General features: G+C 69.8%; 11 protein-coding genes. All 11 read left to right on the top strand.

The genetic code is table 11. The features are described 5' to 3' along the window. Window positions 1-3 precede the first annotated feature (3 nt). The 11 genes from VGV37_RS19450 to ftsA are packed head-to-tail and all read left to right on the top strand — an operon-like array spanning window position 4 to window position 12,980. Complete coding sequence (locus VGV37_RS19450) at window positions 4-1,461, top strand: UDP-N-acetylmuramoyl-L-alanyl-D-glutamate--2,6-diaminopimelate ligase (RefSeq protein ID WP_326881398.1); 1,458 nt, start codon at window positions 4-6, stop codon at window positions 1,459-1,461. Next, entirely contained in the window at window positions 1,458-2,900 is a 1,443-nt protein-coding gene (locus VGV37_RS19445) for a UDP-N-acetylmuramoylalanyl-D-glutamyl-2,6-diaminopimelate--D-alanyl-D-alanine ligase (RefSeq protein ID WP_326881397.1), read from the top strand. The genes VGV37_RS19450 and VGV37_RS19445 overlap by 4 nt, the downstream gene beginning before the upstream one ends. Beyond that, entirely contained in the window at window positions 2,894-3,976 is a 1,083-nt protein-coding gene (gene mraY, locus VGV37_RS19440) for a phospho-N-acetylmuramoyl-pentapeptide-transferase (protein WP_326881396.1), read from the top strand. The genes VGV37_RS19445 and mraY overlap by 7 nt, the downstream gene beginning before the upstream one ends. Next, window positions 3,973-5,370 (top strand): UDP-N-acetylmuramoyl-L-alanine--D-glutamate ligase, encoded by a 1,398-nt coding sequence (gene murD, locus VGV37_RS19435; protein ID WP_326881395.1) that lies wholly within the window; start codon window positions 3,973-3,975, stop codon window positions 5,368-5,370. The genes mraY and murD overlap by 4 nt, the downstream gene beginning before the upstream one ends. Then, window positions 5,367-6,491 (top strand): putative peptidoglycan glycosyltransferase FtsW, encoded by a 1,125-nt coding sequence (locus tag VGV37_RS19430; RefSeq protein ID WP_326881394.1) that lies wholly within the window; start codon window positions 5,367-5,369, stop codon window positions 6,489-6,491. Before murD ends, VGV37_RS19430 begins: the two co-directional genes overlap by 4 nt. Further along, entirely contained in the window at window positions 6,488-7,594 is a 1,107-nt protein-coding gene (gene murG, locus VGV37_RS19425; RefSeq protein WP_326881393.1) for an undecaprenyldiphospho-muramoylpentapeptide beta-N-acetylglucosaminyltransferase, read from the top strand. The genes VGV37_RS19430 and murG overlap by 4 nt, the downstream gene beginning before the upstream one ends. After that, window positions 7,591-9,015 carry a UDP-N-acetylmuramate--L-alanine ligase gene (gene murC / locus VGV37_RS19420; RefSeq protein ID WP_326881392.1) on the top strand — a complete coding sequence of 475 codons (1,425 nt, stop codon included), beginning with the start codon at window positions 7,591-7,593 and terminating at the stop codon, window positions 9,013-9,015. Before murG ends, murC begins: the two co-directional genes overlap by 4 nt. Continuing rightward, window positions 9,015-9,953, top strand: a complete 939-nt coding sequence (gene murB / locus VGV37_RS19415) for a UDP-N-acetylmuramate dehydrogenase (protein ID WP_326881422.1) — start codon at window positions 9,015-9,017, stop codon at window positions 9,951-9,953. The genes murC and murB overlap by 1 nt, the downstream gene beginning before the upstream one ends. Further along, window positions 9,950-10,876, top strand: a complete 927-nt coding sequence (locus VGV37_RS19410) for a D-alanine--D-alanine ligase (RefSeq protein ID WP_326881391.1) — start codon at window positions 9,950-9,952, stop codon at window positions 10,874-10,876. The genes murB and VGV37_RS19410 overlap by 4 nt, the downstream gene beginning before the upstream one ends. After that, entirely contained in the window at window positions 10,864-11,730 is an 867-nt protein-coding gene (locus VGV37_RS19405; RefSeq protein ID WP_326881390.1) for a cell division protein FtsQ/DivIB, read from the top strand. The genes VGV37_RS19410 and VGV37_RS19405 overlap by 13 nt, the downstream gene beginning before the upstream one ends. Then, window positions 11,727-12,980, top strand: coding sequence for a cell division protein FtsA (gene ftsA / locus VGV37_RS19400; protein ID WP_326881389.1), 1,254 nt, complete (start codon window positions 11,727-11,729; stop codon window positions 12,978-12,980). Before VGV37_RS19405 ends, ftsA begins: the two co-directional genes overlap by 4 nt. The last annotated feature ends 80 nt before the right edge of the window (window positions 12,981-13,060 follow it).

Here is a 13,060-nt window from a genome sequence, read left to right as displayed (position 1 = left end):
CTCATGACTGCGTGCGCCCCGAAACTTGCCGAATGGGCTGCCGCCAGGGACCCGGAAATCCGGTCGATCACCGCCGACTCACGCCTCGTTTCGCCCGGCACGCTGTTCGTAGCGCTGCCGGGCGTCGCCCTTGATGGGCGCCGCTTCATCGCCGACGCGATCGGCCGCGGCGCCGCCGCCGTCCTGACCGACGCTGAGGGGGCAGCCGCCCATGCCGGGGCGGCTGTGCCGGTGCTGGCCGACGACAATCCGCGCCGGTCGCTGGCCTTGTTCGCCGCCCGGCTGCACAGCCCGCAGCCCAAGACGGTCGCGGCGGTGACCGGCACGAACGGCAAGACTTCGACCGCCAGCTTCACACGCCAGATCTGGGCCGACGCCGGCGAACGCGCCGCCTCGATCGGCACGCTGGGCATCGAGGGGCCGGATGGCCTCAAGCCCGGCGCCATGACCACGCCCGATCCGGTGGCGCTGCATCGCGCGCTGGCCGACCTCGCGGCCGACGGCATCGATCACGCGGTGCTCGAAGCCTCGTCCCACGGGCTCGACCAATATCGTCTGGACGGCGTGCGCATCGTGGCCGGCGCCTTCACCAACCTGACCCAGGACCATCTGGATTATCACCGGACCATGGCGGCCTATCTGGCGGCCAAGCTCCGACTGTTCGAGCATGTGCTGGCACCGGGCGGCACCGCCGTGCTGAACGCCGACATCCCGGAATTCGCCGATGCCGCCGCGGTCGCGCGCGCCGCCGGCCATCCGATCCTCGATTTCGGCAGCCACGCCGGCGCGCTGCGCCTGGTCGACCGGACCTCGACGCCCACCGGGCAGCGGCTCGACCTGGAAATCCTCGGACGCCAGCGGACGATCGAGCTGCCGCTGGTCGGCACGTTCCAGGCGATGAACGCGCTGGCCGCCCTCGGCCTCGCGATCGCGACCGGCATCGATCCGGACCGGGCACTCGACGCACTGACCCGCCTGCAGGGCGTGCGCGGCCGGGTCGAACTGGTCGCCACCCTGGCGAACGACGCCGCCGTGTTCGTCGATTACGCCCATACGCCCGACGGGCTGGAGAAGATCCTGACCGCGCTGCGTCCGCACGCGACCGGCAAGCTGATCGTGGCGTTCGGGGCCGGCGGCGACCGCGATCCGACCAAGCGGCCCTTGATGGGCGCCATGTGCGCCCGTCTGGCCGACGTGCAGATCGTGACCGACGACAATCCGCGCAGCGAAGAACCGGCCCTGATCCGGCGCGCCATCCTGGCCGCCTGCCCCGATGCCATCGAGATCGGCGATCGTGCCGCGGCCATCGGCCATGGCATCGGCCTGCTCGACGCAGGCGACGTGTTCGTGATCGCCGGCAAGGGCCACGAGCAGGGCCAGACCGTCGCCGGCATCGTCCATCCGTTCGACGATGCCGAGGTCGCTCGCGCCGCCATCGACGCCCGCGGCCTGAAGCGATGACCGCCCGCATCCCCCCGCTCTGGACCCCCGCCGAGTTGGCGGAGGCGGTCCGGGGCGCGGCTTCGGGCCGTGCCCCCGAGAGCATTCCCGGCATTTCGATCGACAGCCGCACGGTCGCGGCCGGCGAGGCGTTCCTGGCGCTAGTCGGCCCGAATTTCGACGGACACGACTATGTCGCCAAGGCGTTGGCCCAGGGCGCCGGTCTGGCCATCGTCGCGCACCGGCCGGCGGATGTGGCCGAGGATGCGTCGCTCGTCCTGGTCGACGACACGCAGAGCGCGCTCGAGCGGCTGGGCGCCGTCGCCCGCGCGCGCGCGCGCGCGACAGCGCGCATCGTCGCCGTGACCGGCAGCGTCGGCAAGACCTCGACCAAGGAGGCGCTGGCCCATTGCCTGGTGCCGCAGGGCCGCACCCATTGGGCGACCGGCAGCTTCAACAATCAGTGGGGCGTGCCGCTGTCGCTGGGCCGCATGCCGCGCGACACGCAATATGGCGTGTTCGAAGTGGGCATGAACCATGCGGGCGAGATCCGCGCGCTGACCGCCCAGGTTCGCCCCGACGTCGCGATCGTGACCACGATCGAGCCGGTCCATCTCGAATATTTCAGCGGCATCGAGGCGATCGCCGACGCCAAGGCCGAGATTTTCGAGGGCATGGCGCCGGGCGCCGTGGCGATCCTGAATCGCGACACCCCGATGTTCGGCCGGCTGGCCGATGCCGCCCGGGCGCACGGCCTGCAGATCGTCTCGTTCGGCGAGCAGGCGCAGGCGGACGCACGGCTCGTCTCCGTGGCCTTGGGTGCGGAGGCGAGCGAGGTCGAGGCCGTCATCGCCGGCCGGCGCATCGCCTATCGCTTGGGCGTGCCGGGCAAGCATCTCGTACTGAACTCGCTGGCGGTTCTGGTCGCGGTCGAGGCGCTCGGCGCCGACCTGGCCCAGGCAGCCGCCGCACTGGGCACGCTCGCCGGCGTCACCGGCCGCGGCAAGTGGCTGACCCTCACCGTCGCCGGCGGCAGCGCCACTCTGATCGACGAAAGCTACAACGCCAGCCCCGTTTCCATGCGCGCCGCCTTCGCCGTGCTGGCGGCACAGCGTCCCGCAGGCCGCGGGCGCCGTATCGCGGTGCTGGGCGACATGCGCGAGTTGGGATCGGCCGGGCCGGCCCTGCACGAAGAGCTGGCGGCACCGCTGCTCGCCAGCGGCGCCGACCTGGTTTTCGCCTGCGGCCCGCTGATGCGCGGGCTGTTCGACGCCCTGCCGGCAGCGCTGCGCGGCGCCCATCGCGACAGCGCCGCAGAACTGGCGCCCCTGGTCGCGGGCGCCCTCGGCGCCGGGGATGTCGTCACCGTCAAAGGTTCGCTCGGCACCCGTATGGCCGACATCGTCAAGCCGCTCGTCAGCGGCACCGCATTCCTGAAGAGCCAGTCCGTATCATGTTGAATCTCCTGGCTCCCTTCGCCGACCAGTTCGTGCTGTTCAATTTGTTCCGCTACATCACGGTGCGATCGGGCGGCGCGTTCCTGACGGCTCTGGTCATCAGCTTCATCATGGGGCCGCACGTGATCGCCTGGCTGAAGTCCAAGCAGGGCGAGGGCCAGCCGATCCGGACCGACGGGCCGGAAGGACACCTGAAGAAGAAGGGCACGCCGACCATGGGCGGGTTCCTGATCCTGATGGCGCTGTCGATCTCGACCCTGGTCTGGATGGACCTGTCGAACGGCTTCGTCTGGGTCACCTTGTTCGTGACCATGGGCTTCGGCGCGGTCGGTTTCGCCGACGATTACCGCAAGCTGACCCGCCGGTCGCACAATGGCGTCTCCGGCCGCAAGCGCCTGCTGATCGAAGCCTTGATCGCCGGCATCGCCGCCGTCGCGATCGTGCAACTGACCGGCGACGGGCTCGCGACCAAGTTCGCGCTGCCGTTCCTCAAGAACGCGCTGTTCGAGCTCGGCATCTTCTTCGTGCCGGTCGCGATGTTCGTCATCGTCGGCGCTTCGAACTCGGTCAACCTGACCGACGGGCTCGATGGGCTGGCGATCGTGCCGGCCATGATCGCCGCGGGCTCGTTCGGCCTGATCGCCTATCTGGCCGGCAACGTCGTCTATGCCAACTACCTGCAGATCCATCACGTGCCGGGAACCGGCGAGCTCCTGGTGTTCTGCGCGGCGCTGATCGGTGCCGGCCTGGGCTTCCTGTGGTTCAATGCGCCGCCGGCCATGGTGTTCATGGGCGACACCGGCTCGCTCGCGATCGGCTCGGCGCTGGGCGCCATCAGCGTCATCACCAAGAACGAGGTGGTGCTGGCCATCATCGGCGGCGTGTTCGTGCTCGAGACCGTGTCGGTCATCGTCCAGGTCGCCAGTTTCAAGCTGACCGGCAAGCGCGTGTTCCGCATGGCGCCGATCCACCATCATTTCGAGAAGAAGGGCTGGCACGAGCCGACCATCGTCATCCGGTTCTGGATCATCGCCGTCATCCTCGCGATGATCGGCCTCTCGACGTTGAAGCTGCGATGATCGCCACCCTGCCCTTCCGCGATCGGACCGTGGCCGTGCTGGGCCTTGCACGCTCCGGCCTGGTCGCCGCCCAAGCGCTGGAGGCGTCCGGCGCCCGCGTGGTCGCCTGGGACGATGGGGAGAAGGGCCGCGCCGCCGGCCGCGCCGCCGGTCTTTCGCTGGCCAACCTCGCGACAGTCGAGCCGCTCGACTGGAGCGCGCTCGTCATGAGCCCCGGCATTCCGCTGACCCACCCGACGCCGCACCCGGCCGCCACCCGCGCGCTCGACGCCGGCATCGAGGTGATCGGCGACATCGAGCTGTTGGCCCGCGCCGGCACAGGCGCCCGGTTCCTGGGCATTACCGGCACCAACGGCAAGTCGACCACGACGGCCCTGATCGGCCACGTCCTGGCCGCCGCGCGTCGGCCCGCCGCCGTCGGCGGCAACCTGGGCATCCCCGCGCTGTCGCTGCCGGAACTGGGGTCGGACGGCCATTACGTGATCGAGATGTCGAGCTTTCAGCTCGACCTGGTCTCGACCCTGCGCTTCGGCACGGCGATCCTGCTCAACGTCACGCCCGACCATCTCGACCGGCATGGCGACATGGCGGGCTATATCGCGGCCAAGCGGCGGATCTTCCACAACCAGGTGGCCGGCGACACCGCGATCCTGGGCGTCGACGACGATCATGTCCGGGCGCTCGCCGCCGAACTGACGCAGGGTCCGGCACGACTCGTCCGGATCTCGGCCGAGGGGCCGGTCGCGGGCGGCGTCTCCGTCGTCGACGGCCGGCTGATCGACCATCTGGACGAAGCGCCCGTCGCGATCATGGACCTGCGCCCGGTACCGACCCTGCCCGGCCGGCATAATTGGCAGAACGCCGCCGCGGCCTATGCCGCCTGCCGCGTCGCCGGCGTGGCACCGGCCGAGATCGCCGCGGCGCTCGCGACATATCCCGGCCTGCCGCATCGCCAGGAGTTGGCCGCAAGCCTGCCCGGCCTGCGCTTCGTCAATGATTCCAAGGCGACCAACGCCGATGCGGCCGCCAAGGCGCTCGGCTGCTACGAGCGGATCTACTGGATCGCCGGCGGCCTGCCCAAGGCCGGCGGCATCGCCTCGCTCGCGCCCTTCTTTCCGCGCCTGGCCGGCGCCTTCCTGATCGGCCAGGCCAGCGACGAATTCGCGCGCACCCTGGACGGCCACGTCGCGGTCACGCGGTCGGGCGATCTGGCCACCGCCATCGCCGATGCCACGGCCGCCGCCCGCCGGGACGGCACCGCAGACGGACGCGGAGACGGCGTCGTACTGCTGTCGCCGGCCTGTGCGTCCTACGACCAATTCGCCAGCTACGAGGCGCGCGGCGACGCGTTCCGCGCCCTTGCCCGCAAGATTGTCGACGAGGCCCGCCGATGAGTATCGCCCGTACCGACCAAAGCATGATCGGCCGCTGGTGGTGGACGGTCGACCGCTGGACCGTGCTCGCGGTCGGCGTGCTGTGCGGCTTCGGCGGGCTGCTGATCCTGGCGGCGAGCCCGGCGGTGGCCGAGCGCATCGGCGCCGACAGTTTCTATTTCGTGCGCCACCAGATGCTGATCATGCCGGTGGCGCTCGGTCTCATGTTCTTCATCTCGCTGCAATCGCCGCGCACCATCCGGCGCGTGGCCATGGTCGGATTGGCAATCACCGTCGTCCTTCTGTGCATGACCTTCGTCATGGGCACCGAGATCAAGGGCGCCCGGCGCTGGGTCAGCCTGGCCGGCATCTCGATCCAGCCGTCGGAATTCGTGAAGCCGTTCTTCGCCATCGTCTGCGCCTGGCTGTTCGCCCAGCAGAAGAACCCGCATGTCGTGATCCCCGGCAATGCCATCGCCATCGCGCTCTACCTGCTGACCGTCGGCCTGCTGCTGAAGCAGCCGGACCTGGGTCAGGCGGTGGTGGTCAGCACGATCTGGTTCACGCAATTCTACCTGGCCGGCCTGCCGATCATCCTGGTCGGGCTGCTGGCGCTGGCCGGCGCCGGCGGCCTGGTCGGCGCCTATTTCATCTTCCCGCACGTGGCGAGCCGCATCGACCGGTTCCTCGATCCCTCGACCGGCGACAGCTACCAGGTCACCCGCTCGATGGAGGCGTTCGCCAACGGCGGCCTGTGGGGTCGAGGCCCGGGCGAGGGCACGGTCAAGGAATACCTGCCCGACGCCCATGCCGACTTCGTGTTCGCGGTCGCGGGCGAGGAATTGGGCCTGGTGATCTGCCTGGTCATCGTCGTGGTCTTCGCCTTCGTCGTGCTGCGTGGCTTCGCGCGGCTGTTCCACGAGAACAACCTCTATGTCGTGCTCGGCGGCACCGGCCTGCTGGTGCAGTTCGGGCTGCAGGCGGTCATCAACATGTCGTCGACCCTGCACATGATCCCGACCAAGGGCATGACCCTGCCGTTCCTCAGCTATGGCGGGTCGTCGCTGATCGCACTGGGCCTGGGCATGGGCATGCTGCTGGCCTTCACCCGGCGGCGCTATGGCACGGGAGAGCTGGTGTGACGGCTGCCCGTTCCTTGGTCGTGCTCGCCGCCGGCGGTACCGGCGGCCACCTGTTTCCAGCCGAGGCGCTCGCCCGCGCGCTGGTCGGGCGCGGGCGTCCGGTGGCGCTCGTGACCGACAAGCGCGGCAAGGAATTCCCGGTCGCCGGCGTGGATACCTACCGGGTCCGCGCCGGTCGGCTCGGCGGCGGGCTGCTGGGCAAAGTCCGGTTCGCGCTCGACCTGGGTCGGGGCATCCTCGAGGCACGCCGCCTGCTCGGCCGGTTGCGCCCCGGCGCGGTCGTGGGCTTCGGCGGCTATCCCTCGATGCCGACCATGGTGGCCGCGACCAGCCTGAAGCTGCCGACCCTGATCCACGACCAGAATGCGGTGCTGGGCCGGGCCAACCGGATGCTGGCGACCCGGGTGCGCGCCATCGCGACCTCGTTTGAACGGGTCTCGGGCGTGCCCGCGAGCGACCGAAGCAAGATCGAGCGTACCGGCAATCCGGTGCGTCCGGCGGTCGTCGCGGTGCGCGACCTGCCCTACGTGGCGCCGGACGCCGACGGTCCGGTCCGTCTGCTGATCATCGGTGGCAGCCAGGGCGCGCGCATCCTGTCGCGCGTCGTGCCGGAGGCGCTGAAGGCGCTGCCGGCCGCCCTCAAGGCCCGTCTCGTGGTCAGCCAGCAGGTGCGGCCGGAAGACCTCGATGCCGTCGAGGCCGCCTATCGCGACAGCGGCCTCGCCATCGAGACCAGGCGGTTCTTCGACGATATCCCCGAACGGCTCGCGGCCGCCCACCTGGTGCTGGCACGCGCCGGCGGCTCGACCACGGCCGAATTGACCGTCGCCGGCCGGCCGGCCCTGCTGGTGCCGTTCGCCGGCGCGATCGCCGACGAGCAGACCGCCAACGCGCGCGTGCTGGTCGAGGGCGGTGCCGCCTGGCTGCTGAGCGAGGCCGACTTCACCGTCGAGCGGGTCGCGCGCCTGCTGGGCGAGATCCTGACCGACGGCCCGGCGTTGGCGCGCGCCGCCGCCGCCGCCCGCGCCTTGGGCGAACCGGCGGCCGCCGAGCGGCTGGCGGATCTGGTGGAACGTTTGACCAAAGAGGAAGACCGGCCATGAGAGCGCTGCCGCTCAGCATCGGCACGGTGCATTTCGTCGGAATCGGCGGCATCGGCATGAGCGGGATCGCCGAGATCCTGCACAACCTCGGCTATTCGGTGCAGGGCAGCGACGTGTCCGAGGGGGGCAATACCCAGCGGCTGGTCAAGCTCGGCATCCCGGTCAAGATCGGCCATGTCGCCGAGAACATCGAGAATGCCCAGGTCGTCGTCGTGTCCTCGGCCATCAAGTCGGACAATCCGGAGCTGATGGCGGCCCGCGCGCGCCTGCTGCCGGTCGTGCGCCGGGCCGAGATGCTGGGCGAACTGATGCGGCTGAAATGGTCGATCGCCATCGCCGGCACCCACGGCAAGACCACGACGACCTCGATGGTCGCGGCCGTGCTCGACGCCGCCAACCTGGATCCGACCGTGGTCAACGGCGGCATCATCAATGCCTACGGCACCAATGCGCGGCTCGGCGCCGGTGAATGGATGGTGGCCGAGGCGGACGAGAGCGACGGCACCTTCACCCGCCTGCCGGCGACGATCGGCATCGTCACGAACATCGACCCGGAACATCTTGATTTCTATGGAAATTTCGAGGCGGTCCAGGCCGCGTTCGAGAGCTTCGTCACCAACATCCCGTTCTATGGCTTCGCGGCGCTGTGCGTCGACCACCCGGTCGTCCAGAGCATGATCCCGCGCGTGTCGGACCGCCGCATCGTGACCTACGGCCTGTCGCCCCAGGCCGACGTCCGGGCGACCAATGTCGAGATCGACCCGTCGGGTGCGGTCTATGACGTGGTGCTGACCGACCGGATCTCCGGGGTCCAGCGCACGCTCGACCGGGTCAAGCTGCCGATGTACGGCCAGCACAACGTGCTGAACTCGCTGGCCGCCATCGCGGTCGGCAGCGAGATGGGCATCGAGGACGCGGTCTTGAAGACGGCGCTGGCGAATTTCGGCGGCGTGAAGCGGCGTTTCACCAAGACCGGCGTCTCGGGGGGTGTGACCGTGATCGACGACTACGGCCATCACCCGGTCGAGATCTCGGCCGTGTTGAAGGCCGCGCGCCAGGCGACCCATGGTCGGGTCGTGGCCGTGGTCCAGCCGCATCGCTACAGCCGCGTCGCCAATCTGTTCGACGATTTCTGCCGCTGCTTCAACGACGCCGATCTGGTGCTGGTCGCCGACATCTATGCGGCGGGTGAAGCCCCGATGCCGGGCATCGATCGCGATCACCTGGTCCAGGGGTTGATCGCCCGCGGCCATCGCCATGTCCTGGCGCTGCCGAGCCCCGCCGAGCTGCCCGCCATGGTCAAGGATCTGACCGGCCCCGGCGACATGGTCGTGTGCCTGGGCGCCGGATCGATCACCAATTGGGCGAACGGCCTGCCGGCGGCGCTGGACCAGCTGGCCGGGGCGAAGGACGCACGATGATGCCCGCCCGCCAGCCCCTGAACTTGATCGAGCGCCTGCCCAAGGTGCGTGGCCGCCTGGTCGCCGATGCGCCCTTGGCGGCCAACACCTGGTTCCGCGTCGGCGGCCCGGCCGAGGTGCTGTTCCGTCCGGCCGACATGGCGGATCTGACCGATTTCCTGGCGGCGAAGCCCGCCGACGTGCCAGTGACCGTGATCGGCGTCGCGTCCAACCTGCTGGTGCGCGACGGCGGCGTGCCCGGCGTGGTCATCCGCCTGGGCCGCCCGTTCGCCGACGTCGCGGTCAAGGGCGACCAGGTCTATGCCGGCGCCGGCGCGCTCGACGCCAACGTCGCGGAAAGCTGCGCCCAGGCTGGTCTGGGCGGCCTGGAATTCCTGTCCGGCGTTCCGGGCACGATCGGCGGTGCCCTGCGCATGAACGCGGGCGCCTATGGTGCCGAGATCAGGGACGTACTGTCGGGCGCCGCGGTCATCGACGGCTCGGGCCATCACCTGGTCGTGACGCCGGACGAGCTCGACCTGGGATATCGCCATTGCGGTGCGCCGGCCGACTGGGTGTTCCTGCACGCGACCTTGAAGGGCGTGCCGGAGGATCCGGCGGTGGTCGCGGCACGCATCGCCGACATCCAGGCCCAGCGCCAGGCGACCCAGCCGATCCGGTCCCGGACCGGCGGCTCGACCTTCGCCAACCCGCCCGGCCACAAGGCGTGGGCGCTGATCGACCAGGCCGGCTGCCGCGGGCTGGTGCGCGGCGCCGCCATGGTATCGCAATTGCATACCAATTTCCTGATCAACCGCGGCGAGGCGACCGCCGCCGACCTCGAAGGCCTAGGCGAGGAAGTGCGCCGCCGGGTGTTCGAAACCAGCGGCATCACGCTCGACTGGGAAATCAGGCGGATCGGCCGCCCGCTGCCGGGCATCGAGGGGGTGGCGCCATGACCGCTGCCGCCAAGAAGAAGCGCGTCGCCGTGCTGCGCGGCGGCTGGTCGGCCGAGCGAAAGGTGTCGCTGTCGACCGGCCGGGGCTGTGCCGACGCGCTGCGCCAATCGGGCTATGACGTGGTCGAGATCGACCCGCCGCGCGACCCGGCGACCTTCGCCACCCTGCTGCTGCCGCGGCCGGACGCGGTATTCAACGCGCTGCACGGGCGCGGCGGCGAAGACGGCCATATCCAGGCCATGCTCAACCTGCTGGGCATTCCCTATACCCATTCCGGCCTGCTCGCCTCGGCCGTCGCCATGGACAAGCCGATGGCCAAGGCACTGTTCGCCGCCGCCGGCCTGCCCGTGGTCGAGGGCCGCGTCGCCAGCCGCGAGGAGATCCTGGCCGGCACGGTCATGGATGCCCCCTATGTGGTGAAGCCGGCGAACGAGGGCTCCTCGGTCGGCGTGATCATCGTGCGCGAAGGCGAGAACCGGTCGATCGCCGCCAACGAGATCAAGGACACCATGCTGGTCGAACGCTTCATTCCGGGGCGCGAGTTGACCGTCGCCGTGATGGGCGACCGCGCCTTGGGCGTGATCGAGATCGTCGCGCGCGGCACCTGGTACGATTACGAGGCGAAATATGCGGCGGGCGGCTCGTCCCACATCTGCCCGGCCGAGCTGCCGCCCGCGATCTACGCCGAGGCCGAGCGTATCGCCGTCGCAGCACATCAGGCGCTGGGCTGCCGGGGTGTCAGCCGGGCCGACTTCCGCTACGACGACACCGTCGAAACACCGGGCCGGCTCTACCTGCTCGAAGTCAACACGCAACCCGGCATGACGCCGACGTCCCTGGTGCCCGACGCGGCCAAGGCGGCGGGCATTTCCTATGCCGAACTGTGCGCCTGGATGGTGGAGTGTGCCGCATGCGACGCGTGAAACCGGCGGCGAAGAACCTCGAAGGCGCGAAGCGCCTGCTGCTGAAGCGGCGGATCGTGCGCTGGCTGCCCCGTCGGCCGACGCGCGTGCTGGCCGCCGGCCTGGGCGTGGGCGCGGTGATCTTCCTGGCCATCGCCGCCGCCGACCAGCTGGATCACGGTTCGCGCCTGTCCGGCGCCCTGCTGGCGACGACCGCCGCGGCCGGTTTCACGGTCCAGGCGCTCGATGTCGAGGGCCGCGAGATGACGACGCCCGACGAGATTCTGGCCGCGGTCAACGCCAAGCGCGGCGCGCCGATCTTCGGCGTCAGCCCGGCCGCCGCCAAGCTGCAGCTCGAAGCGTTGCCCTGGGTCCGCACCGCCGCGGTCGAGCGCCAGCTGCCGGGCCGCCTCTATGTCAAGCTGACCGAGCGCAAGCCGCTCGCCCTCTGGCAGCGCCACGGCAAGATGGTGCTGATCGACCAGGACGGCGTGGTCGTGGCGACCGAGCATCTGGATCGCTATTCGAACCTGCTGCTGGTCGTGGGCGACGACGCACCGAAACATGCCCAGGCCCTGATCGGGATCCTGGGCGCGCAGCCGGACCTGATGAAGAAGATCCAGGCCGCGGTCTGGATCAACGATCGGCGCTGGAACCTGAAGCTGGACAGCGGCATCGACATCGAACTGCCCGAAACCGGCGTGGCCGAGGCCTGGACCCATCTGGCGGCAATCGATCGCGACCATGGGCTGCTGGCCCGCGACATCGAGCGGGTCGACCTGCGGCTGGCCGACCGGGTCGTCGTCAAGGTGAGCCAGGAGCCCGCCAAGGCGCCGCAGGGCAAAAACTCCAAGCCGGCGGCAAAGAAGACATGAGCAAAGCCGCATCCCGTCCCCGCGGCGCGCTGATCGCCGCCGTCGACATCGGCACCACGAAAGTGTGCAGCTTCATCGCGCGCCGCGAGACCGGCGGCCCGCGCGTGCTGGGCATCGGCCATCAGGTGTCGCGCGGCGTGCGAGCCGGCCAGATCGTCGACCTGGACGCAGCCGCGACCTCGATGCTGAACGCCGTCCATGCAGCCGAGCAGATGGCGGGCGAAACCATCACCCAGGTCGTGGTCAACCTGTCGGGCGGCTTTCCCGCCTCGCGCATCGTGCCGGTCGAGATTCCGATCGGCGGGCGCGAGATCGTCGATGCCGACATGAAGCGCGTGCTGAACCAGGGCCATGCCTATCGCGAGCCGACCGACCGCCAGATCATCCATTCGATCCCGGTCGGGTTCTCGATCGACGGCAGCCGGGGCATCCGCGACCCCCGCGGCATGATGGGCGAGCGCCTGGGCGTCAACATGCATGTCGTCTCGGCCGGCTCCGCCGCCGTGCGCAACATGATGGCGGCGGTCGGCCGCTGCCACCTCGAAGTCTCCGGCATGGTGGTCTCGCCCTATGCGGCGGGCCTGGCCGCCCTGGTCGACGACGAGATGGAGCTGGGCGTCACGGTCATCGACATGGGCGGCGGCACGACCTCGATCGCCGTATTCTACGACGGCTCCATCGTCTATGCCGACACGGTGCCGGTCGGCGGCGTCCATGTGACGAACGACATCGCGCGCGGCCTGTCGACCCCGATCAGCCACGCCGAGCGGATGAAGACGCTCTACGGCAGCGCCATTCCGTCCCCGGCCGACGAGCGCGAGACGATCAGCGTGCCGGTCGTGGGCGAGGAAGAGGACGGCCACACCAACCACGTGCCGAAATCCCACCTGATCGCGATCATCACGCCGCGCCTGGAAGAGACGTTCGAGCTGGTGCGCAACCGGCTGGAGACCTCGGGCTTCGACAAGCTGGCCGGCCGGCAGGTCGTGCTGACCGGCGGTGCCGCCCAATTGCCCGGTACGCGCGAGCTGGCCGGCATGATCCTCGACAAACAAGTGCGAATCGGCAAGCCGACCCGGATTTCAGGGCTGGCCGAGGCGACCGGCGGGCCCGCCTTCGCGACCGCGGCCGGGCTGCTGCATTTCGCCACGTCGGAACGGGCCGAAACCCGAGGCCGGGACCCGAATGCACCGGATGCGCCCAAGGGCATGTTCGGTCGGATCGGTGGTTGGCTGAAGGAGAATTTGTAGTATGCCGACACCGTTTTTACTACCGCCTATTGATCTGGCCAGCCGATTCGAGCAGAATCGCAGCATCTGGCGAGGGGCCG

It is taken from the genome of Aliidongia sp. (genome assembly GCF_035943795.1).
Lineage (GTDB): Bacteria > Pseudomonadota > Alphaproteobacteria > ATCC43930 > CGMCC-115725 > Aliidongia.
Note: the sequence above shows the minus strand (reverse complement) of the source record. Positions and strands in the feature narration are given on the sequence as shown.

Coding starts and splice junctions, on each gene's coding strand:
- murD (WP_326881395.1), top strand. CDS start 3,973: ATGATCGCCACCCTGCCCTTCCGCGATCGGACCGTGGCCGTGCTGGGC.
- ftsA (WP_326881389.1), top strand. CDS start 11,727: ATGAGCAAAGCCGCATCCCGTCCCCGCGGCGCGCTGATCGCCGCCGTC.
- VGV37_RS19445 (WP_326881397.1), top strand. CDS start 1,458: ATGACCGCCCGCATCCCCCCGCTCTGGACCCCCGCCGAGTTGGCGGAG.
- murC (WP_326881392.1), top strand. CDS start 7,591: ATGAGAGCGCTGCCGCTCAGCATCGGCACGGTGCATTTCGTCGGAATC.
- VGV37_RS19450 (WP_326881398.1), top strand. CDS start 4: ATGACTGCGTGCGCCCCGAAACTTGCCGAATGGGCTGCCGCCAGGGAC.
- VGV37_RS19405 (WP_326881390.1), top strand. CDS start 10,864: ATGCGACGCGTGAAACCGGCGGCGAAGAACCTCGAAGGCGCGAAGCGC.
- VGV37_RS19410 (WP_326881391.1), top strand. CDS start 9,950: ATGACCGCTGCCGCCAAGAAGAAGCGCGTCGCCGTGCTGCGCGGCGGC.
- mraY (WP_326881396.1), top strand. CDS start 2,894: ATGTTGAATCTCCTGGCTCCCTTCGCCGACCAGTTCGTGCTGTTCAAT.
- VGV37_RS19430 (WP_326881394.1), top strand. CDS start 5,367: ATGAGTATCGCCCGTACCGACCAAAGCATGATCGGCCGCTGGTGGTGG.
- murB (WP_326881422.1), top strand. CDS start 9,015: ATGCCCGCCCGCCAGCCCCTGAACTTGATCGAGCGCCTGCCCAAGGTG.